General features: G+C 57.7%; 18 protein-coding genes. 5 read left to right on the forward strand and 13 right to left on the reverse strand.

Annotation, left to right across the window (positions count from 1 at the left end; genetic code table 11):
* Positions 1-30: 30 nt before the first annotated feature.
* Entirely contained in the window at positions 31-1,683 is a 1,653-nt protein-coding gene (gene fumA, locus EAE_RS18505; RefSeq protein WP_015705268.1) for a class I fumarate hydratase FumA, read from the reverse strand.
* A gap of 55 nt (positions 1,684-1,738) precedes the next feature.
* Positions 1,739-3,244 carry an anion permease gene (locus EAE_RS18510; RefSeq protein WP_015366800.1) on the reverse strand — a complete coding sequence of 502 codons (1,506 nt, stop codon included), beginning with the start codon at positions 3,242-3,244 and terminating at the stop codon, positions 1,739-1,741.
* A gap of 638 nt (positions 3,245-3,882) precedes the next feature.
* On the opposite strand from EAE_RS18510, the gene EAE_RS18515 reads away from it, so the two are divergent.
* The gene (locus EAE_RS18515; RefSeq protein WP_015705270.1) at positions 3,883-6,660 is read left to right on the forward strand and encodes a flavocytochrome c; all 2,778 of its coding nucleotides are present in this window, start codon (positions 3,883-3,885) and stop codon (positions 6,658-6,660) included.
* Positions 6,661-6,722: 62 nt separating this feature from the next.
* Complete coding sequence (locus tag EAE_RS18520) at positions 6,723-7,673, forward strand: FAD:protein FMN transferase (RefSeq protein WP_015366796.1); 951 nt, start codon at positions 6,723-6,725, stop codon at positions 7,671-7,673.
* Here the strand turns inward: EAE_RS18520 and dcuR are convergent.
* Together dcuR and EAE_RS18530 are read right to left on the reverse strand one after the other, a co-directional pair.
* The gene (dcuR, locus tag EAE_RS18525) at positions 7,654-8,373 is read right to left on the reverse strand and encodes a two-component system response regulator DcuR (protein ID WP_015705271.1); all 720 of its coding nucleotides are present in this window, start codon (positions 8,371-8,373) and stop codon (positions 7,654-7,656) included. The two genes, EAE_RS18520 and dcuR, sit on opposite strands and share 20 nt — an antisense overlap.
* Positions 8,370-9,986: a sensor histidine kinase gene (locus tag EAE_RS18530; RefSeq protein WP_015705272.1), complete on the reverse strand. Its 1,617-nt coding sequence runs from the start codon at positions 9,984-9,986 to the stop codon at positions 8,370-8,372. The genes dcuR and EAE_RS18530 overlap by 4 nt, the downstream gene beginning before the upstream one ends.
* A 305-nt stretch (positions 9,987-10,291) precedes the next feature.
* On the opposite strand from EAE_RS18530, the gene EAE_RS18535 reads away from it, so the two are divergent.
* The 3 genes from EAE_RS18535 to EAE_RS18545 all read left to right on the forward strand — a co-directional run bounded on the left by EAE_RS18535 (position 10,292) and on the right by EAE_RS18545 (position 14,196).
* Entirely contained in the window at positions 10,292-11,212 is a 921-nt protein-coding gene (locus EAE_RS18535) for an N-acetylmuramic acid 6-phosphate etherase (RefSeq protein ID WP_015705273.1), read from the forward strand.
* 244 nt (positions 11,213-11,456) lie between these two features.
* Complete coding sequence (gene mqo / locus EAE_RS18540) at positions 11,457-13,112, forward strand: malate dehydrogenase (quinone) (protein WP_015705274.1); 1,656 nt, start codon at positions 11,457-11,459, stop codon at positions 13,110-13,112.
* 157 nt (positions 13,113-13,269) lie between these two features.
* Entirely contained in the window at positions 13,270-14,196 is a 927-nt protein-coding gene (locus EAE_RS18545; RefSeq protein WP_015366791.1) for a LysR family transcriptional regulator, read from the forward strand.
* Here the strand turns inward: EAE_RS18545 and mdcH are convergent.
* From mdcH to EAE_RS18590, 9 genes are all read right to left on the reverse strand, one after another.
* Entirely contained in the window at positions 14,186-15,088 is a 903-nt protein-coding gene (mdcH, locus tag EAE_RS18550) for a malonate decarboxylase subunit epsilon (protein WP_015705275.1), read from the reverse strand. The two genes, EAE_RS18545 and mdcH, sit on opposite strands and share 11 nt — an antisense overlap.
* A complete protein-coding gene (locus EAE_RS18555) occupies positions 15,088-15,705 on the reverse strand; it encodes a malonate decarboxylase holo-ACP synthase (protein WP_015705276.1) in 618 nt (205 codons plus the stop codon). The genes mdcH and EAE_RS18555 overlap by 1 nt, the downstream gene beginning before the upstream one ends.
* Before the next feature lie 3 nt (positions 15,706-15,708).
* On the reverse strand, positions 15,709-16,668 hold the full coding sequence (locus tag EAE_RS18560; protein WP_015705277.1) for an AEC family transporter: 960 nt from the start codon (positions 16,666-16,668) through the stop codon (positions 15,709-15,711).
* A 136-nt stretch (positions 16,669-16,804) separates the two neighbouring features.
* Positions 16,805-17,605: a biotin-independent malonate decarboxylase subunit gamma gene (mdcE, locus tag EAE_RS18565; RefSeq protein ID WP_015705278.1), complete on the reverse strand. Its 801-nt coding sequence runs from the start codon at positions 17,603-17,605 to the stop codon at positions 16,805-16,807.
* Entirely contained in the window at positions 17,605-18,438 is an 834-nt protein-coding gene (locus EAE_RS18570; RefSeq protein ID WP_015705279.1) for a biotin-independent malonate decarboxylase subunit beta, read from the reverse strand. The genes mdcE and EAE_RS18570 overlap by 1 nt, the downstream gene beginning before the upstream one ends.
* Positions 18,431-18,730: a malonate decarboxylase acyl carrier protein gene (mdcC, locus tag EAE_RS18575; RefSeq protein ID WP_008805033.1), complete on the reverse strand. Its 300-nt coding sequence runs from the start codon at positions 18,728-18,730 to the stop codon at positions 18,431-18,433. Before mdcC ends, EAE_RS18570 begins: the two co-directional genes overlap by 8 nt.
* A 17-nt stretch (positions 18,731-18,747) precedes the next feature.
* Positions 18,748-19,590, reverse strand: coding sequence for a triphosphoribosyl-dephospho-CoA synthase (locus EAE_RS18580; protein ID WP_004190298.1), 843 nt, complete (start codon positions 19,588-19,590; stop codon positions 18,748-18,750).
* Positions 19,590-21,245: a malonate decarboxylase subunit alpha gene (gene mdcA, locus EAE_RS18585; RefSeq protein WP_015705280.1), complete on the reverse strand. Its 1,656-nt coding sequence runs from the start codon at positions 21,243-21,245 to the stop codon at positions 19,590-19,592. The genes EAE_RS18580 and mdcA overlap by 1 nt, the downstream gene beginning before the upstream one ends.
* Positions 21,246-21,469: 224 nt before the next feature.
* On the reverse strand, positions 21,470-22,504 hold the full coding sequence (locus EAE_RS18590; RefSeq protein WP_015366785.1) for an AI-2E family transporter: 1,035 nt from the start codon (positions 22,502-22,504) through the stop codon (positions 21,470-21,472).
* Between the last annotated feature and the right edge of the window lie 207 nt (positions 22,505-22,711).

Below are 22,711 nucleotides of genomic sequence, written 5' to 3' on the forward strand. Positions count from 1 at the left end.
CCGACGATGAGCCGCCGGGCGCGGAGGGGATTAGCCGTGTTGTTTACAACCGGCGCACTGCTGATTTTGGATCTGCTGGAAGAAGTCGTTACCTTTATCATCAACGAGAATAAAGGCCGGGAAATCTTCCACTTCGATTTTCCAGATAGCTTCCATTCCCAGCTCCGGATAAGCCACGCACTCGAGGCTCTTAATGCTCTGCTGGGCGAGTACTGCCGCCGGGCCGCCAATGCTGCCGAGGTAGAAACCGCCGTGTTTATGGCAGGCGTCAGTCACCTGCTGGCTGCGGTTACCTTTGGCCAGCATCACCATGCTGGCGCCGTGCGATTGCAGCAGATCGACGTAGGAATCCATTCGTCCTGCGGTGGTCGGGCCGAGAGAACCTGAGGCGTAACCGGCGGGTGTTTTTGCCGGGCCGGCGTAGTAGATCGGGTGATCTTTCACGTACTGCGGCAGCGCTTCGCCGTTATCGATAAGCTCTTTCAGCTTAGCGTGGGCAATGTCGCGGGCCACGATAATGGTGCCGTTAAGGCTCAGACGCGTTGAGACCGGGTGCGCCGACAGCTGCGTCAGGATCTCGCTCATCGACTGATTCAGGTTGATGCTAACCACATTGCCTTCACCCTGTTGGCGCAGGTGTTCAGGGATATATTTCCCCGGGTTGCTCTCCAGTTTTTCGATCCAGATGCCGTCGCGGTTGATTTTAGCTTTGATGTTGCGGTCGGCGGAGCAGGAGACGCCCATACCGATAGGACAGGACGCGCCGTGGCGCGGCAGACGGATAACGCGGATATCGTGGGCAAAATATTTCCCGCCAAACTGCGCGCCGAGGCCGAGATTTTGCGCTTCCTGCAGCAGCTCTTGCTCCAGCTGCACATCGCGGAACGCCTGACCGTGCTCGTTACCCGCGGTCGGCAGGTCGTCATAGTAGCGGGCGGAAGCCAGCTTAACGGTCTTCAGCGTCGCTTCCGCTGAGGTGCCGCCAATCACAAAGGCGATGTGGTAGGGCGGGCAGGCCGCGGTACCGAGGGTACGCATCTTCTCGACGAGGTAGTTTTTCAGCTTCGCCGGGGTGATTAACGCTTTGGTTTCCTGGTACAGATAGGTTTTGTTGGCGGAACCGCCGCCTTTCGCCATGCACAGGAATTTATATTCGTCGCCGTCGACGCTGTAGAGATCGATCTGCGCCGGCAGGTTGGTGCCGGTGTTGACCTCTTTATACATATCCAGCGGCGCATTCTGCGAGTAACGCAGGTTGTCTTCGGTATAGGTGTTATAGACGCCCTGCGCCAGCGCGGCTTCATCGCCGCCGCCCGTCCAAACGCGCTGGCCTTTTTTACCCATGATGATGGCGGTGCCGGTATCCTGGCAGGTGGGCAGCACACCTTTGGCGGCGATTTCGGAATTACGCAGGAACTGCAGCGCGACGTATTTGTCGTTTTCGCTGGCCTGCGGGTCGAGCAGAATGGCCGCGACCTGCTGCTGATGCGAGACGCGCAGCATAAAAGCGGCATCGTGGAAGGCCTGCTGCGCCAGCAGAGTTAACGCCTGCGGTTCAACCTGCAATACTTCCTGGCCCGCGAATTCGGCGACGGAGACGTGCTCTTTGCTGAGCAAATAGTATTCGGTATCGTCATGCGCCATCGGGAACGGGTCTTGATAAACAAAGGGTTTCGTCGACATATTCACATACTCCATAAAGATAAAAACCGCCGGGGGAAGACCCGGCGGTTATGAATCAGAACATCATGGACATCCACGGATAGCCAATCAGCAGCAGGGCGGCCAGGAAGATGGCGCCGAAGATGGTGCCGAGGCGCCAGTAGTCTTTGGTTGGCAGGTAGCCGCTGCCGTAGTAAATCGGGCTCGGACCGGTACCGTACGGGGTGATGATGCCCATCACGCCCAGCGAGGTCACCATCAGCAGGACGAAGACTTGCATATTCATGCCCGGGATAGTCGAAGCGATGGTCAGCATGGCCGGCAGCAGCGCGGTAGTGTGCGCGGTGGTGCTGGCGAACAGGTAGTGCAGCAGATAGAACGCCAGCAGCAGGACGATGGTCGCAACGCCCGGAGAAATACCGCTCATCAGCGCGCCGCCTTCTTTACCCAACCAGGCGATGAAGCCAGTGGAGGAGAGACCGTCAGCCAGCGCGACCAGCGTGGCGAACCAGACAAAGGTATTCCATGCCGCTTTGTTGTTGGTGATATCGCTCCAGGACAGCACGCCGGTCCACAGCATCAGCACGATAACCAGCAGGGCAGCCAGCGCCGGTTCAATCCAGTCGGCGGCGAAGATCCACATCATCAGTGCGAAGCAAACAAACACCAGCAGCAGGATTTCATTGCGCGACAGTTTGCCCAGTTTTTCCAGTTCACGAGCGGCCCACAGCGGTACTTCGTTATTGATTTTTACTTCTGGTGGATAGAACCAGTACGCCAGCAGCGGCATGGCCAGAATCAGCAGGATACCCAGCGGCAGGAAGGCGATAAACCAGGTACCCCAGGAGATGTTGATACCGACGATGCTTTTTACCAGCGCCAGCGCCAGCAGGTTCGGCGCCAGCGCCGACAGGAACATGGAACTGGTGATACAGGCGGCGGTAATGGCTACCCACATCAGATAAGAGCCAATACGGCGTGCGCTCGGATCGTTAGGTTTAGAACCGTACAGCGGCGGCAGGTTAGCGATAATCGGGTAGATGGTCCCGCCGCTACGTGCGGTGTTGGACGGGGTAAACGGCGCCAGCAGCAGGTCAGCGAAGGTAATGGCGTAGCCCAGCGTCAGGCTGCGGCGGCCAAGATATTTTACCAGAATCAGCGCCAGACGGCGGCCGAACTGGGTTTTGTCATAGCCGGCGGCGAACATGAACGCGCCGAAGATCAGCCACACGGTAGAGTTGCCAAAGCCGCTCACCGCCCATTTAAATGACGCGCCGGCCAGCTTAAAGCTCGGCGCCGCCATCTGTTCCGGACTGAACAGCAGCCACTGGCTACATAAAGCAATCACCACCACCCCGGTGATACCGATAACGGCGCCCGGCAGCGGTTCGAAGATAAGGCCGACGATAACGCCGACGAAGATAGCAAAATAGTGCCAGGCGAATGGCGGTAAGCCGTCAGGCACCGGGACGAACAGCAGCAGTACGGCGACGATAATGGGCAACGCCATCATGATCAGACGTTTATACGCCGCGTTAGACGCGGCACCGGCAGGCGGTATGGTTGTCTTTTTCTCTTTCATAATGAGTATCTGCTAGTAGTTGAAAATACGGTTCCGTCTTCGCTTACAACACTCGATTTTTTTAGTTGCGAAAGTTTCTTTAATTATTAATGGTCGAGATTGCTTATTGCTTAAACGGTTATTTAACGCGTTTTTCGCGGCGTTAAATTAAATTCATTGGGTATTTATATATTGCGCTTTCACGTTGCATTGCAATTGATCGAGATCAAAAAAAACAGGTGATCTGGATCTTTTTTTCGTTTGGCAATAACCACATATGATGATGTGGTTATTATCATAAAGAAACGGAAATTGTTAAATGATCGAGAGGGTTATAACGCTTTATATAGTGAGTGTTTATTTTAACTGGTTGATATATATGAGTTTTATTTACCTTTTTGTGCTTTTGATAGGTTAACAAAAGTGACCGAAATGTTATCATTCATTTGTATTATGTAAATGCGATATATAAATTTAATAATACAATAGAGGTATTGCTGTTATTGCAGGTATTAAATAGTTTTTTAACTAACGTAATTAATTTGGTAACTAAAAAACGCGCTATATTATTGGCATGACAACAGGAATGAAAATAAACAATCAATAAAATTTCCGTCACCCAATTCTGAATTTCAATATTTAAAATCTGGAGTATTAATATGACCAGTAACGAACGAATTCTGCAGCCATTTACTTTACCGAATGGGACTGAACTGAAAAACCGTTTGCTAATGGCGCCAATGACCACCTGCACCGGTTATTTCGATGGTACCGTCACCAGCGAGCTCGTTGAATACTATCGCGCCCGCGCCGGCAGCATCGGGACTATCATCGTTGAATGCTGCTTTATTGATGATTATGGTCTGGCCTTCCCGGGCGCTATTGGCATTGATAACGATGAAAAAATCGCCGGGCTGGCGAAAATCGCCGAAGCGATAAAAGCGGAAGGCTCGAAAGCGATTCTGCAGATTTACCACGGCGGCCGCATGGTTGACCCACAGTTGATTGGTGGTCGCCAGCCGGTGGCGCCGAGCGCCATTGCCGCGCCGCGCGACGGCGCCGCCATGCCGCGCGCCCTCAGTGGTGAAGAAGTCGAAGGCATGATTGCCAAATTTGGCGACGGCGTACGCCGCGCCATTCTCGCCGGTTTCGACGGCGTCGAAATCCATGGCGCCAACACCTATCTTATTCAACAGTTCTATTCGCCGAACTCCAACCAGCGTGACGATGAGTGGGGCGGCAGCCGCGACAACCGTGCCAGATTCCCACTGGCGGTGCTGGACATCACGCATAAAATGGCCCGCCAGTACGCTGACGATGCCTTTATTATCGGCTATCGCTTCTCGCCGGAAGAGATGGAAGTCCCGGGGATCCGCTTCGATGACACCATGTATCTGCTGGAGAAACTGGCCGCCCGCGGCGTCGATTACCTGCACTTCTCGGTTGGCGCGACGCTGCGCCCGTCTATCGTAGATACCAGCGATCCGACGCCGCTGATTGAAAAATACTGCGCCATGCGTTCTGAAACGCTGGCGCAGGTGCCGGTGATGGGCGTCGGCGGGGTGGTTAACGCCGCTGATGCCGAACAGGGCCTCGATCACGGTTATGATCTGATGGCCGTCGGCCGCGCCTGCATCGCCTATCTGGACTGGGCTTCACGTATCGCCGCCGGCGAAGAGCTGGAACTCTTTATCGACAGCACCCAGCGCGAGGCGCTGCATATTCCGGAACCGCTGTGGCGTTTCTCGCTGGTTGAGGCGATGATCCGCGACATGAGCATGGGCGACGCGAAATTTAAACCGGGGATGTTTGTCGAAACCGTTCAGGACGATGCCAACGAACTGGTCATTAACGTCAGCCTCGAAAACGATCGCATTGCGGATATTGAACTGGCCGCAAGTCCAGTACAGAGCGTTGAATTTACCACCAGCTTCGAAGAGATCCGCGAACGTATTCTGACCGCCAACACGCCGCACGTCGACGCTATCTCCGGCGCGACCAGCCAGAGCGAAGCGGTGAAAAAAGCCGTGTCCAAAGCGATGCTGAAATCCAGCAAAGCGCTGGCTGCGGAAGAGGGCGGCAACGATGCCGCGCCGAAAAGCTATGACGTGGTGGTGGTGGGGAGCGGCGGCGCCGGTCTGGCTGCGGCGATTCAGGCCCACGACGAAGGCGCCAGCGTGCTGATCGTCGAAAAAATGCCGACTATTGGCGGCAACACCATCAAAGCTTCCGCCGGGATGAACGCCGCGGAAACCCGCTTCCAGCGCGTCAAAGGTATTCAGGACAGTAAAGAGTTGTTCTATCAGGAAACCCTGAAGGGCGGCCACAACAAAAACAACCCGCAGCTGCTGCGCCGTTTCGTTGAAAACGCGCCGCAAGCCATTGAATGGTTGGCGGACCGTGGGATTATGCTTAACGATATCACCACTACCGGCGGGATGAGTATCGACCGTACCCACCGTCCGCGCGATGGATCGGCGGTTGGCGGCTACCTGATTAGCGGTCTGGTGCGTAATATCACCAAACGCGGTATCGATGTACAGCTGGATACCTCGGTAGAAGAGATCCTGATGCGCCACGACGAAGTGAGCGGCGTGCGTCTTATCAACGATGAACAAGAGATCATCGACGTGCAGACCAAAAGCATCATCGTGGCAACCGGCGGCTTCAGCGCCAACAGCGCGATGGTGGTGAAATATCGTCCTGACCTCGAAGGCTTCGTGACCACCAACCATAAAGGGGCGACCGGTAGCGGTATTGCGCTGCTGGAGCGCATTGGCGCCGGCACCGTGGACATGGGCGAAATTCAAATTCACCCGACCGTCGAGCAGCAGACCTCGTACCTGATTTCCGAATCGATTCGCGGCGGCGGCGCTATTCTCGTTAACCAGCAGGGGAACCGCTTCTTCAACGAGATGGAGACCCGCGATAAAGTGTCTGCGGCGATTATCGCGCTGCCGGAACACTATGCTTACATCGTTTTCGACGAGCATGTGCGGGCGAAGAACAAAGCCGCCGACGAGTATATCGCCAAAGGCTTCGTCACCAGCGCCAGCTCGCCGCGTGAACTGGCGGAGAAGCTGGGGATGGATTACCATGCGTTCCTCGCTACCCTGGAATGCTACAACGGCGCGGTGGAAAAACAGCACGATGAAGCGTTTGGCCGCACAACCGCGCTGCGCGCGCCGATTAACGAAGGCCCGTTCCACGCCATTCGTATTGCCCCAGGGGTGCACCACACTATGGGCGGCGTGACCATTAATACCGATGGCGAAGTGCTGAATGTGGCGCAGCAGCCGATTCGCGGCGCCTACGCCGCGGGTGAAGTGGTTGGCGGTATCCATGGCGGTAACCGCATCGGCGGTAACGCGGTCGCGGATATCATCATCTTCGGTACCCTCGCGGGCCATCAGGCGGCGAAACGTGCCAGAGGATAATAGGTAATTGCTGATGCCGGGCTGGCTTAGCCGCCCGGTTTATCCCTTCTAAGGAGAGCCCGATGTCCGATAACCGCGTCTATAGCTACTCCGCCGTGCTGATGGGTTCGCCCATCCTGCTCAAACTCTATTCCCACGATGAGGCGCTGGCCTCCCGCGTATTTCAGTTAATTAAACGCTACGAAGATCTGCTCACCGTGAACCGGGCGCAGTCGCAGGTGATGGATATCAACCATGCCGCCGGGCGTCATCCCGTTACCGTTAGCCGTCCGGTGTATCAGCTGATTAAGTGCGCTAAATCCGCCAGTATGGTGCGCGACAGCGCCTTTAATCTGGCTATCGGCCCGCTGGTTAAACTGTGGCGCATTGGCTTTCAGGGGCATCGCGTGCCGTCGGCGGCGGATATAGCGGCCCGGCTGCCGTTAACCCGCCCGCAGGATGTCATTCTCGATGACGAAAAGCAGAGCGTGTGGCTGGCGCAGGCCGGAATGGAAATCGACCTTGGCGCAATCGCCAAAGGATATATCGCCGACCGGGTACGCGATTACCTGGGCCAGCAGGGGATCGAACAGGCGCTGATTAATCTCGGCGGCAATGTACATACGTTAGGGGAATGGGCGATTGGGCTGAAAAAACCCTTTGCCGCGGCGCAGGAACTTATCGGCTCGATTGCCGTTAGCGGGCAGTCGGTTGTCACTTCAGGCACCTATGAACGCTATTTCGAGCAGGATGGCAAACGCTGGCACCATATCCTCGATCCGCGCAGCGGCTATCCGCTGGATAACGAACTCGACAGCGTAACGGTTATTTCCGCGGATTCACTGGACGGAGATATCTGGACCACGCTGCTGTATGGCCTTGGCGTGGAGAAGGGCTGCGCGGCGTTGCGCCAGCGGGACGACATTGAAGCGATTTTTGTCACCAAAAACCGCGACGTAATTCTGTCGTCACCGCAGCGCATCCGCTTTCAACTGCTCGACAGCGGCTACCAGATTACTGACTGTACTGCTTGAGCAGGCCATACTGCTCGGCGACCAGCCGGTAGCGATACACCGGTCGGCCGGTCGCGCCGTAATGGATGGTGGTATAGAGAATATTGATCTGCGCGAGCCAGATCAGATACTTGCGGCATGAGACGCGCGAGATATTCACCGCCGCCGCCAGCTCATCGGTAGAGAATTCCACATCAGGGTGGCTATCAATCCACTGGCACAGCGTGCGTAGAGTTTGCGCCGTTAAGCCTTTCGGTAGCTTACGCGCGTCAGCCGCTTCCGGCGTGCCGCCGTGCAACAGACGATCGACATCCGCCTGCTCGTAATAGGGCTGGCCGGTCATCAGTTTGCGTTTTTCACGCCATGCGGTCAGCGCTTCTTCAAAGCGCGGGAACTGGAAGGGCTTAATCAGATAATCCACCACGCCATAGTGCATAGCGGTTTGGACGGTGGCGGCATCGGCGGCGGAAGTTATCATAATCACGTCGATGGCGCGTCCGCTGGCGCGAATGGTCGGCAGCAGATCGAGGCCGTTATCCTGCTGCATGTAAACGTCCAGCAGCACCAAATCGATCGCCATCTGCGGGTCATTAATCATCTCCTGGGCTTTGCCGAGCGTCGACGCGGTGCCGCAGCAGCTGAAACCGGGGATGCGCGCCACGTACAGGCGGTTCAGCTCGGCAACCATCGCATCGTCGTCAACAATTAATACATTTATCACGCTTTTTTCCTTTTACTATCCCAGGGCAGGTGAACAAAAAATTGGGTAAATACGCCAGGCTCGGACTCGACGGACAACGTGCCGCCGAGTTCGTGGAGCTGCTGGTTGGCGAGAAACAGGCCGACGCCGCGATTTTCGCCTTTGGTGGAGAAGCCCTTATTAAAGATGGCGTCGATATTGGCCGCCGGGATCCCCGGGCCGTCGTCGCTCACTTCGCCGCTTAACCAGCCATCCTGATAGTGCAATAGCAGGCTCACTTCGCCTTCCTCCTGGCTGCTCATCGCGTCCAGCGCATTTTCAATCAGATTGCCCAACACCGTCACCAGCACGGTGACCTGTTTTTCATTTGGGCAATCCGGCACCAGGCTCTCTTCGGCGAGGTTCAACGTGAAGCCTCGCTCTTTGGCGCGCTGGATTTTACCAATCAGGAAGCCGGCGACCACCGGCGATTTTATCCGGTGCTGAATTTCGCCGATATCGGCCTGATAGGCATGGGCGGTTTGCAGCACATATTCTTCCAACTTGTCATAGCTTTTCATATTCAGCAGGCCGAGGATCACGTGCAGCTTGTTCATAAACTCGTGCGAAGTGGTGCGCAGGGCATCGACGTAGCTCATCATGCCGTCCAGCCGCTGCACCAGTTGACTCATCTCGGTCTTATCGCGGAAGGTGCTGATCGCGCCGACGATGGCGTTCTGGCTGCGCACCGGGACGGTATTGCTGATCAGCAATAAGCCATTACAGCCGAGCGCTCGGTCATAGATAGGCTCGCCGCTACGCAGAACTTCCTGCAGGTCCGCAAGCAGCGGGGTGCGATCGATGCTTTTATCCGGCCCGCTAAGTAACATGCCGCGGGCGGCCGGGTTAATCAGCGTGACCTGGCCGCTGCTATCCACGGCGATCACGCCTTCTTTCAGCGAGTGCAGCATCGCTTGTCGCTGCTGGAACTGGGTGGAGATATCCTGCGGCTCCAGCCCCAGCAGAATACGTTTTAAGCCGCGCACCAGGGTCCAGGTGCCGATAGCGCAGACCAGCGCGCTGACCAGAATGGTCAGCAGAACGTCCCAGCGGCTATTGGCGATCTGTTCGTCGACTTTACTCAGCGAAATACCTACCACTACCACGCCTATCTGCTGATGCTGTTCATTGAATACCGGGGTAAACACGCGCAGCGCCGGCGCCAGTACGCCGTGGTTAATCGCCACGTTTTCCCGCCCGGCGAGGGTCGGGCGGATATCCTCGCCGATAAAGGGTTTACCGATGATGGCGCTATCCGGATGCGAATAGCGAATGCCGCGCATGTCGGTCACAATCGCGTAAAGCAGGTCGTTACGCCGGGTAATGGACTGCGCCAGCGGCTGAATAATATTGCTCTGCGGCGGCTCGCCGAGACCGCGCTTCACCTGCGGCATATCGGCCATGGTGCGCGCCACCGCCAGCGCCGTCTCTTTTAAGCCGTCGCGAGTGGCGTTACTGATTTGCATAAACCATAGCGCGTAGACCAGCAGCAGCACCGCGCCGATAACGCTGCCAATCATCAGCGTGACGGCGGTACTTAATTTCAGGCTGCGGGCGCGCTTGCGGGCGGGCGGCTGTAGCTCGGCTTCCTTCATGACAACCCCGATCGATTCGTTGAACGATCATTATCGCCGATAGGGCGGCTTTCATAAAGCCGTGTAATAACAGTAAAACCGGCGTACCGGGTATCCGTTGCCTGACATGCGTAGCCCTCATGCTCGGATAACGCGCAATCGCGCTGCGATTAGGTGTCGGGTGAACAAACTGTGACCTCCGTGGCGGTAAAGCCGTGAATGAAGGCTTTACACTGGCTGCATCAATCAAATAGCCGTGATGAATGAATGGATATGTCACCGCTATTGATTTCGCCGCAGTGAGTTCGGTTTTAAATGGAGGTTTTATGAGCAGTAAGCCAACCGCATCAATGCTGGAACGACGCCACCCGCAAACGCGCCATATCGATACGCTCGCCACCCTCGATATGCTGACCCTGCTGCAGCAGGATAACAAACAGATAGCCGTTGCCATCGATGCCTGCCTGCCGCAGATTACCCGGCTGGTGGATAACGCCGCGGCGACCCTGAGCCGGGGAGGACGGCTGGTGATCGTTGGCGCCGGGGCATCCGGGCAGGCGGCGTTGCAAACGGTTAATGACTATTCCCCTGAAGCCAATCACTCACTGGTGGCGATGATCGCCGGTGGCGAAGGGAGCGCGCTGCAGGCCGCCGAGCGGGCGGCTAACGATTATGACGCGGGCTTACGGGATATGCAGCTATTGTCCCTGAGCGCTAACGATATGCTGCTGGCGCTCACCGTCAGCGGCAAAACGCCGTGGGTGTGGGGAGCCATGCGTCACGCCTGGTCGCTGGGGACGCCGATTGCGATCCTGACGCAGCAGCCTGATAGCGAAGCCGCGCAGCTGGCGGATATTATGATTGCGCCGCAGACCGGGCCGGAAGCGGTGGCGGGTTATGGCAATCCGAAAGCGCAACTGGCGCAGCGGCAGATCCTCACCCTGTTAACCACCGGCCTTGCGGTACGCAGCGGCAAAGTGTTCGGCAACCTGCGCGTTGATCTACAGGCAACCAGCCCGCGCTGGGAGGAGCGGCAAATCGCCATGGTGATGGCCGCCGCAGAGTGTACGCGCGCGCAAGCTAAAGCCGCGTTGGCCAGTTGCAATCAGCATTGTCGGACGGCGATTCTGATGCTAATGACGGGGCTCGATGCCTGGCAGGCGCGGGATCTGCTCAGCGAAAACAACAACCATTTGCGTGTCGCCCTGGCTGAAGCGCAAGAGAAAACGCTCAGTAACGTTAATTAATCTCCTCGCCGCGCCGGTTTGTTAAATAACTAAATAAACCGGCGCTATATTTCTTATCGCCCCAATCATCCTGATTTTCCGTCGCTATTTTTCACAATAACTGCCAGCGAAATAAATAAGCTGCTTTTTTAAGTTAAAAAACTGTTTAATTAAAATATCGAAGTGTAAATGATATTTTAAAATAAAGTAAAAGTGCGTTAATATGATGGCTCTTATTACACTTTTGCTACGCGATATTTCTATTATGCCTGCAATTAAAAAAACGATTATATCTATGACCGCATTAGCGATGTTCGTCAGTACGGCGACCTACGCAAATGGCGATACCTCGAAAAAAACTGACTTTCTGCTGATCGGCGGCGGCATCATGAGCGCCTCGCTGGGCACCTGGCTGCAGGAGTTGCAGCCGGAGTGGAAACAGGTGATGGTGGAGAAACTCGACGGCGTCGCGCTGGAGTCCTCCAACGGCTGGAATAACGCCGGTACCGGTCACTCGGCGAATATGGAACTGAACTACACGCCGCAGCGTGCAGACGGTTCTATTGATGTCAGCAAAGCGCTGGATATCAACGAACAGTTTATGATTTCGCGCCAGTTCTGGTCGGCGCAGGTCAAACGCGGTATTTTGCACGACCCGCACTCGTTTATTAATTCCACGCCGCATATGAGTTTCGTGTGGGGCGATAATGTGGATTATCTGCAAAAGCGTTATAACGCGCTGCAGCAGACCACCTTATTCCAGGGAATGAAATTCTCCACCGATCACGCGCAAATTAAACAGTGGGCGCCGTTGGTGATGGAAGGACGCGATCCGCAGCAAAAAGTGGCCGCGACCTGGACGCCGGTCGGTACCGATGTGAACTACGGTGAAATTACCCGTCAGCTGATCGGTAGCCTGAAAAAGAGCAGCAACTTCTCGCTGCAGACCTCTTCTGAAGTCACCGATTTTAAACGCAATGCCGACAACTCCTGGCACGTGACGATTAAGAACGTGCAGAGCGGTGAAGAGCAGGCTATCGACGCCAAATATGTCTTCATCGGCGCCGGCGGCGGCGCGTTGAAGCTGCTGCAGAAAACCGGTATTCCGGAAGCGGACAACTATGCGGGCTTCCCGGTAGGCGGCTCATTCCTGATGACCGAGAACCCGGAGCTGACTAAACTGCACCAGCAGAAAGTTTATGGTCAGGCTTCAGTTGGCGCGCCGCCGATGTCGGTACCGCACCTGGATGCTCGTTACCTCGATGGTAAGCGCGTGGTGCTGTTCGGGCCATTCGCCACCTTCTCCACCAAGTTCCTGAAAAACGGCTCGTTCTTCGATCTGCTGAGTACCACCACCACCAGCAACGTACTGCCGATGACCCACGTTGGCCTCGACAACTTCGATCTGGTGAAGTACCTGATTAGCCAGGTTATGCTCAACGATGATGACCGCTTTGCGGCGCTGAAAGAGTACTACCCGAACGCGCGTAAAGAAGACTGGAAACTGATTCAGGCCGGTCAGCGCGTGCAGATCATCAAAAAAGACGCGGAGAAGGGCGGCGTGCTGAAGCTCGGTACCGAAGTGGTGGTCGATCAGCAGAAAACGATTTCTGCGCTGCTCGGCGCATCGCCAGGTGCTTCCACCGCCGCGCCGATCACCCTGAACGTTCTCAAGCAGATGTTCCCGCAGCAGTTTAACTCGCCGGAATGGCAGAGCCGCATTCGCGCTATCGTGCCGAGCTACGGCGAGAAGTTAAACGGCAACGTGGCCCTGACCCAGCAGGTTTGGGATGACACCGCCGCGGCGCTGCAACTGACCAAGCCTCCGGTCATTCAGATGCCAGAGACGGCGCCGACCGCGACCGCCAAACCGGCAGAGACGCCGCGCGAGGCCTCGCCGCAGCACGATATGGCGCTGTAACGACGCATCCAGGCAGTGAACAAAAGGGAAGACCATGGTCTTCCCTTTTTGCGTTTTTTACCGGCTGAGGCCGCGCGCTGCCTGCAACTTTGGCCTCATAAAAGATATACTGGTTTGAATTGAAATAAGAAAATTAAACCAGGGGTGTGGAAGGGTTATGAAAGACGATATCAACCAGGAGATCACCTTCCGCAAGCTATCGGTCTTTATGATGTTTATGGCGAAGGGCAATATCGCCAGAACCGCCGAAGCCATGAAGCTCAGCAGCGTTAGCGTTCACCGCGCGCTGCATACGCTCGAAGAGGGAGTCGGCTGCCCGCTGTTTGTTCACAAAGGGCGCAACCTGCTGCCGCTGCAGGCGGCATGGACGCTGCTCGAGTACTGCCAGGATGTGATGAGTCTGATGAGCCGCGGGCTTGAGGCGACGCGTAAAGTCGCCGGCGTCGGTCAGGGACGGTTGCGCATCGGTACCCTCTATTCGCTGACGCTGGAAACCGTTCCGCGCATCATCATGGGGATGAAGCTGCGTCGCCCGGAGCTTGAACTGGATCTGACGATGGGCTCCAATCAGATGCTGCTGGATATGCTGGAAGACGATGCCCTTGACGCTATCTTAATCGCCACCAATGAAGGCGAGTACAATAATTCGGCTTTCGACGTGGTGCCGCTATTTGAAGATGATATCTTCCTCGCCGCGCCGGCGACGGAACAGCTGGATACCACTCAGCTCGCCGACCTGCGCGATTACGCCGATCGTAAATTTGTCTCGCTGGCGGAAGGGTTTGCGACGTATGCCGGATTTCAGGAGGCCTTTCATGTAGCCGGTTTTGAGCCGGAAATCGTGACCAGGGTGAATGATATCTTTTCGATGATAAGCCTGGTGCAGGCGGGCGTCGGGTTTGCGCTGCTGCCGGGGCGCATGAAGAAGGTTTACGAAAACGATGTGCAGCTGTTAAAGCTGGCGGAACCCTATCAGATGCGCCAGCTGATCTCTATCGTCTATTCACATCATCGCGAGCGCGATGCCGACCTGCTGGCGCTGGCGGCGGAAGGGCGCATGTACGCCCGCAGTATTAATCGCTAAGCCGCTGCGCCAGATGGCGGGCGACGTCTACGCCGCTGCGCTCCAGCGAAATTGTCTCGCCGCGCCAGCCCGCCTGGCGGGTCAGGCAGGTGAGCACGCCGCCGGGCGGCATCTCGATTGCCAGCCTTGCGTCGCGTTCATCAGCGGCGATCATCGCCTCCTGCCAATGCACGGTGCGCGCCATGTTCATCGCCAGATCGTCGGCGATCCGCTGCGGATCCCACAGCACGCGCGCCGTCGAGCCGCTTAAATAGGCGCGCTGAGGGCGCGTTAAGGTGACGTCGGCAAAGGCTTTTGCCAGGGCTGCGGCAGGTTTATCCAACAGCGCGCAGTGCGACGGCACGCTGACCGCCAGCCGTTGGGCTTTACTGGCGCCAGCCTGCAGCGCCAGCTGCGCCACCTCGGCCATGGCGTCATCGCGCCCGGCGATCACGATTTGCGTTTCGGCGTTCAGGTTGGCAAGATAAACCTCGTGGCCCTGCATCAGCGCCTCAACCCGCGGGCGGGTCAGCCCCATAATCGCCGTCAGCCCGTAACCTTCGGGATAAGCCTGCTCCATTAAATCGCCGCGTAGCGCCACCAGGCGCAGCGCGCTGGCGAAATCGAGCGCGCCGGCAATCACCGCTGCCGGAAACGCGCCGATAGAGAGCCCGCTGACCATCTGCGGATCCACGCCCTGGCGCTGTAGCTCGCGCGCCCAGGCTACCCCGGCGATCAGCAGACAGAGTTGTACTGCACGGGTATGCTTTAGCGCGTCGGCGCTATCGAGGGTATCGACTTCATCCCCCAGCACGGCGCGCGCCTGGGTGAGGATAGCCTCGCGATCGGGGATTGCCGCCAGCATTGCGGGGCGCTGGCCGCCCTGACCGGGAAAAGTAAATATAATCTTCATCATTCCTCCCTGTGCCACGGCGTCGCGGTTAAGCGCGCGCCGCGGGATGTTTTCAGCAGCGCGCGGCCATCGCGCAGCCACTCATTAAGGGCGAAGGCGCCGTACAGTGTTTCTATCTGGGTATCGGCGCGGCACGGTAGTTGGGCCACCCGGGCCTGCCATTCCAGCAATGCCTCGCGGTCCAGCGGCTGCGGCGCGCGGATCAGCAAATCCAGATCGCTTGCCGCATGCAGCACCGGGATTTCGGTTGCCAGCGCGTAGCCGGTACTGCCGGTGACGCCCCAGCCCCAGGGCCAGCGGTGTAAGATGAGGGCGATAGCCGCCTGGACCGGCGGCTGCGAGACAAACGGCGAGCAGAGTAATGCTTCGCGCTCGACAAGCGTCTCCGGGGTGACGCTGCGCACGATATTGCGCGGCTGAACCCAGCCGGCGGCGCGCTGTTCGCGCTTCATGCCCCGCACCCCAACCGGGATGCGGGCCTGGCCGTCAACGTCGCGCCTCACCACCACCGGCAGCGCGGCTCGCCACTGTTGAGCCACCCACGGCTCGGCAATGTCTTCCAGGGCGCTGGCGTGGTTTAACCAAACTAAATCGTGAGGACGCGGCGTTGATGACATGGTTTACAGTCCTGAAGTCAAAGAGATAAACAGCGGTAGCGACAGGATACACAGAACCGAGCTTAACAGCAGCACGGCTTCAGCATCCGGAGACTGCACGCCGAAGCGGTTGCCGAAGACCACGCCGAAGAAGCCGGCGGCCAGCGCAATCATCAGGATCGCGGTAATGGCGATAGAACCGTGCAGACCAAGTAACATCACCAGACCCCAGGCAATAAACGGCTGCACCAGCAGTTTTACGATGGTTGATGTAGCGATCAGCGCATTGAGCTGCAGTTTACGTGCCGACAGGATCACCCCGGTGAGGAACAGCGCGGCGGCGGTGGCGGCCAGGCCCAGCGGTTTGATTGACGCCAGCAGCAGGTCCGGCATTTTAATACCGATCGCGGAAAGCACCACCCCAAGCAGCGGGCCCCAGACGATCGGTTTTTTCACTGAACGCCACATCAGCACCGGCAGCATCGCCAGCGTAGAACCGCTGTTTTCATCCGCGGCGCGGGCTTTTTCACGCTCCAGAATCAGCAGGCAGAACGGGGTCATCAGTACCGAGCCGCAGGCGATAGAAACCGCCACCGACAGCGAGGTTGACGCGCCTTCACCCAGCACGCTGCCGAGGATCGGCAGACCTAACGCGGCATAGTTTGGCAGGGCGACGGTGAGGGTCAGCACCGCGGCATCCTGCGGCGTGCGTTTGAACACGCTGGTGGCGAGGAAGTAGATTGCGGCATAGGTGATCCACATCGCGCCGGTCAGCACCAGCACCAGCGGCGACTGGGCGACGATACCGGCCCACGGCGTTTGTACCGTCGCGCTAAACAGCGTGGCGGGTAAGGCAAAATCCATTACAAAAATATTAAGCAGCGAGACGTTTTTGTTATCTACCATCCCGGCCTTACCGGCCCAGAAGCCCAGCAGCATAATGACGAAAATCGGGGCAAGAGCATGAATAATCACATAAGTCATAAATCACCTGTAAATAAAATAGAGTACTGGCGCGATTGTTATTTTTTCTAAAAGCCGTCCCTTCCCGGAGCGTTTATTCCGCGCTCCGGGAGACTGCTTCCGGCAGGTTTTCTTCTACTACTTACGTACGAACGTCTTACCAGCTGGCGCGCATGCGATCGCGAACCAGTTGCGAGCTGCGGCGGTTTTCCGCGCCCAGACGGCACTTCAGTGAGGTATCGGTGCGCGCGTCAGCGATGGCGTCGCGCAGGGCACGGCTGACCAGTGACAGATCGCCTTCGTCTGGCGCATCCGGATGGTTGATATCGAGCAGGGCGGAGAGCAGGCCGAGCGTAGCGTAGTTGCTGACGTCGTAGGCCATCGGCGGGATCGTCGCCGCCAGTTTCTCCAGCGCCTCTACGGTACGCAGCGTAATGCGCGCTGCCGATTCTTTACCCATCGCGTGAACCAGCACGCCGCTATCGTTAAAGGCGATCAGGCGGTTGGCCTGATAGCCGTGGGCCAGAAACGCCCCGGACATCGCTTTTCCGACAATCAGGCCAATCACCGGGTGGCCGGCAAGACGGGCTTTGGCGTAGGCGCCTGCCGCCCCGGCCAGGGCCTGGTGGATGCCAAAGGCTTCTTCGCGGCGGCCATAGGCCTGGCTCGGGACATCAATTACCGCGACGATCGGCCGTTTGACAGGCAGATCGGCGTCGGCGGCGATGGTTTCGTTGACCACTTTCGCCAGCGTCCAGCCTTCCAGCAGGCCGACTTCGCCGCCGGCGGCGCGCGGATAGTGGTTGTTAGCGTCAGGCACCACGGCGATAAAGCGGACGTTTTCGCCATCAATCTGGCCATCTGCGACCTGCACCGAAGGGCACAGACCACTCATCAGCGGCGCGTCGGGCGCCAGTTTATTCAGCCACAGCGCGGCGCGGTTTGGGAACTGACTCATTATTTATCCTCCCGGGCAAAAAGCTGTTTAATCTGCGCGGTATCCGCCTGCTGGCGAGTATCGAACTGGCTCAAGCGACGCAGATAATCGTCATAGTTGTCGCTGCGGTGCTGTGCCGGTACGCCTTTGGCGATCGCCTCATTCATTGCGGTTTTAACGGCGTTAACGCCATCGTTAACCAGCGCGTCGACCAGCCCGCTGGCGGTGCGAATTTCGCCGCCGGTCATGCTCCAGATAAACGGACGGTTGCGGGAGTCGTACTCTTCAATGCCGGCTTCCTGCTCGATAACCTGCGGGCCGTTGAGGCCGAGACGGGCTTCACGGGTGACGATAAGGTAGCTGCACAGCGCCGCGGCGATGGACATACCGCCGAAGCAGCCGACGGTACCGGTAATAATGCCGACCACCGGGGTGTAGCGACGCAGGTCGACAATCGCGGCATGAATATCGGCGATGGCGGCCAGACCGAGGTTGGCCTCCTGCAGACGTACGCCGCCGGTTTCGAGGCACAGCACCGCCTGGGTCGGGATACCGTTGCGGTTATCTTCCGCCGCCAGCTCCAGCGCGGCGGCCATTTTGGCGCCGGAGACTTCGCCCATACTGCCGCCCTGGAAGGTGCCTTCGATGGCAATCACCACCGCAGGTTGGCCGTTGATCGTGCCTTTGGCGACCACCATACCGTCGTCGGACTGTGGGACGATGCCCTGCGCGCCGAGCCACGGCGACATAATGCCTTCAAACGGATCCAGCAGTTCGCGGTAGCTGCCGTCGTCCAGCAGGGCGTGGGCGCGTTCGCGAGCGCGCAGTTCGATAAAGCTGCGATCGTTACGCATGAGCGGCCTCCTCAAATACTTGTTCAATACGAATACGAGCGACGCCCGGCGTGGCGCCGAAGTCGTGGATAATCAACTGCCCGGCGGGCAGACCGTTGATCAGGTTCAGCCTGTCGAACAGCGCCTGCCAGCGCGCCTGGCTGTTATCCACTGAGGTGGTGATCTGTACGTTGAGCGTGGCGCCCTGTGCGGCGGTATAAAGCACTTCCATATCGCCTGAACCTACGACTCCTGCCAATGCTTTGCCGCTGAGGGCGCGGTTGGCAGGAAATGACAATGTAATCTGTTCCATAACATCCTCTGAATGCGTTAGCCGGAAACCCGGTCGAGAAACAGGGTGGCGGCAAGGAGATCGGCCGCGCCACCCGGCGAGGCGTTTTGCGCCAGCATCTGCGCATCAAGGCGCGCCAGCGCGGCGCGACCGGCGACGCTGGCGCAACCGCCCGCCGCCAGAACCTCGCGGGCGCCTTGCTGCATGGCATGCAGCCCGTTCATGCCGGCGCGCGACAGCACGCAGGTATCGCTCAGCGAGGTCATGATGGCCATCAGCGCATCAAGGCGCGCCTGCTGCTCGCTGGCGCCTCGCGCCCGGCTCTGTTGCAGTTGCGGCAGCGCCAGGGCGGTAACATGCGGAAATCCGCGCTGCGCTTCCTCGCGTGCCCCCGGCACCTGCCAACGGCGGCTGGCGCGCAGCCCCTTACTAAAGCTTTTCGGCGCGAAACCGTCAGGCAGGCGGGCAAGGGCGGCGGCGGTCCCGGCGATCGCCTGTGATTGACCCTCTCCACCCAACATCGCCACCGCGCTGACCAGCAGGCCCAGCGCCCAAATGGCGCCGCGGTGGGTGTTAACTCCACCTGTCGCCATCATCATCTGCGCTTCACCTTCGCGACCGAGGCGGCCGACGGTTTCGCGCAGGGCGATATCAGCCGGACGCTGCCAGCTTTGCTGCGCCAGTGCGTGAAAGGTTGGCTGCAGGCTGCGGGCGGAGCGTTCCATCAGGTCCAGATTGAGATCCTGATGCGCGCCGTTGCCGCGACTATCGACCAGACCCGGTTTCGGACTCAGGCGGGCTTCGTCAATCAGACACGCGCTGGCGGTATGCGCCAGCCAGCTGACGCGGCTTTCTGCGTGTAGGGGGGAGAGATTTTTCATTACCAGCTCCGGAATTTTGCCGGTGGGTTGTACAGTCCGTCGGACCACTCCACCAGCTCGGCGACGCTGCCGGCGGCCAGTAGCGAGCGGGTGGCATCACTACGGCGAATGCCGATATCTTCCGGGTACACCACTTTGCCGCTCTGGCGCAGCGCGGCGACGCGTTTGGCGTCCACCCCGAGGCCAATATCGGTGATCCCGGCCACCGCGGCGACCATCGCCCGGCGCTCTTCAAGGCTCTCCGCGCGGTACAGGTAGGCGATACCCTCTTCGGTCAGCACGTGGGTCACGTCATCGCCATAAATCATCACCGGCGCCAGCGGCATGCCGGAGGTTTTGGCGACGTCGACCGCATCGAGCGTTTCAACGAAGGTCGGTTTTACGCCGGCCTGGAAGGTTTCGACCATCTGCACCACCAGTTTTTTACCGCGCTGCATCGGGTCTGGTTCGGTGATCATATTGAGCCAGGCCGGGGTGGCGTGGCGGCGACCGTGCGGGTCATGGCCCATGTTCGGCGCGCCGCCGAAACCGGAAAGACGACCGCGGGTGACGGTTGAGGAGTTAGCCAGACCATCAACCTGCAGGGTCGAGCCGATAAACATATCTACCGCGTACTGACCTGCCAGCTGACAGAAGGCACGGTTGGAACGCATTGAGCCATCCGGGCCGGTAAAGAAGATATCCGGGCGGGCGCGGATATACTCTTCCATGCCCAGTTCGCCGCCGAAGCAGTGCACGCTCTCCACCCAGCCGCTTTCGATGGCCGGGATTAAGGTCGGATGCGGGTTCAGCGTCCAGTGTTTACAGATTTTGCCTTTCAGTCCGAGCTGTTCGCCGTAGGTGGGCAGCAACAGCTCGATGGCGGCGGTATTAAAGCCGATGCCGTGGTTAAGCGACTGCACCTGATGTTCCGCGTAGATGCCTTTGATCGCCATCATCGCCATCAGAATGTGTTCTTGCTTAATCAGACGAGGGTCGCGGGTGAAGAGCGGTTCAATGAAGAACGGTTTGTCGGCGACCACCACGTAATCAATCCACGAGCCGGGAATATCGACGCGCGGCAGGTCGCATTCGTCGTCCACCAGTTCGTTGACCTGGGCTATCACAATGCCGTCGTGGAAGGCGGCGGCTTCCACCAGCGCTGGCGTATCTTCAGTACTCGGTCCGGTATACAGGTTGCCTTTACGGTCCGCTTTATAGCCGGCGATCAGCGCGACGTTTGGCGACAGATCGACGTACAGGCGGGAGTAGAGTTCAATATAGGTATGGATGGCGCCGATTTCGAGCAGGCCATCTTCCAGCAGCTGCGAGATGCGCAGGCTTTGCGTGCCGGAGAAAGAGAAATCCAGTTTACGGGCAATGCCTTTTTCAAACAGGTCCAGATGCTCACTGCGCCCGACGCTTGGCATAATCATATGCAGGTCGTGGATTTTCTGCGGATTAACCTCGGCGAGCATGCGGGAGAGGAAATCAGCCTGCTTCTGGTTGTTACCTTCCAGTACTACCCGGTCGCCAGGGGCGAGCAGATTTTCCAGTACGCTGACCAGTTGGTCAGTGGGGATGACTTTGCCGGCAATCTTCGTTTCGGCCAGCCGCCGCTGTTTTTCCGTCCGGCGACGGTTCCAGACCCGTCCCGTCGTTTGTTCAGCATTCATTGTTAACCTCCTGATTCGACAAATCGTTTCGTTTGTCCTGGTGGAAGTTAGTGTGCGATGCGCGGCGCTGTGCATCAATTAAGCACGCCGGCTAATCGTTAGCTTTAGAGTAATGATTGGATGTGCCCATTTGTGATGGGGATCAATAATAAAAAAGGAGTAACGGTCTAAGCGGAAAAGATGAAAGGAGGGAAGGCTGGCGGATAGGCCAGCCAGATTGCCGATTATTCTTTACTTAAGTCACTGAGTAAGAAGGCAATACTCTGCCCGCCGTTGGTTTGCTCAAGGGCGATTTTCACAATGATGGTCAACGGCACCGACAGCAGCATGCCGACCGGGCCCAGCAGCCAGCCCCAGAATATTAACGACAGGAACACCACCAGCGTGGAGAGCCCCAGCCCACGGCCCATGATACGTGGCTCGAGAATATTGCCGAACACCAGGTTGATAATCAGGTAACCGGCAGTGACGATCAGCGCCTCATACAGGCCGCCAAATACCATCACCTGCAGAATCGGCGGGATGGCCGCCAGTACCGAACCGATATTGGGAATATAGTTCAGCGCAAAGGCCAGTAGCCCCCACATAAAGGCGAAGCGGACGTCCAGCAGCGCCAGCATACCCCAGACCACCAGCCCGGTGACCAGGCTAATCGCGGTTTTCAGTACCAGGTAATGTGAGACGCTATCTATCGCCCGCTGAATGGCGCCCATTCCCTCAACCGGCCGCGACATTAGCTGCTGAAGCTTGGCGGGCAGCTGCGGCACTTCCAACAGCATAAATACTACGGTGAGAAGCAACAGAAAAATGGACGACATCGCATTCGACAACTGGGTCAACAAGCTGGTAACCAGGGTCATCACCGCGTTGGGATCGATATACTTATTCAGCTCAATGGCGGAGACGGTAAAACCAAAGCGCTGTAGCCATGGGGTGACCGTCTTTAGCGGTTCGGCCAGCGACGTGCGGTATTGCGGCAGGGTGCGCGCCAGTTCGTTAAGCGAGGTGCCAAGCGACGCCAGCAGTACCACCGCCAGTAGCACGATAGCGCCCACCAGTAGCGAAATCGCCAGCACTCGCGGCACCCGACAGCGTACCATCAACTGGACCAGCGGATTGATCACCACCGCAAGGAATAGCGCTAAGATAAAGGGGACGATAATGTCGGCGGCAAAACGGATGCCGGTAAGGATGATAACCAACATGCCCAGCATGATGACGATCTTGAGTCCATTTAGGGTGATGATGGGTTTGGCCATTGGGTTCCTTACGGTGAAGATGAAAACGTCCTTGATCATAGCGACTTTGCTATACACGTTTATGATGGAGATCAGTTTGAGAAAATACTAATTGAAATCGCTCGTTAGACGTAAAGAATTGCAAATTCTTTGAGTTAATATTAACACTATGGTAAAAATTTACTTGTGTTTAACTACCGAGGACAATTTTTTTCCGCAATGACGAGA

This window comes from Klebsiella aerogenes KCTC 2190, from assembly GCF_000215745.1.
GTDB lineage: Bacteria > Pseudomonadota > Gammaproteobacteria > Enterobacterales > Enterobacteriaceae > Klebsiella > Klebsiella aerogenes.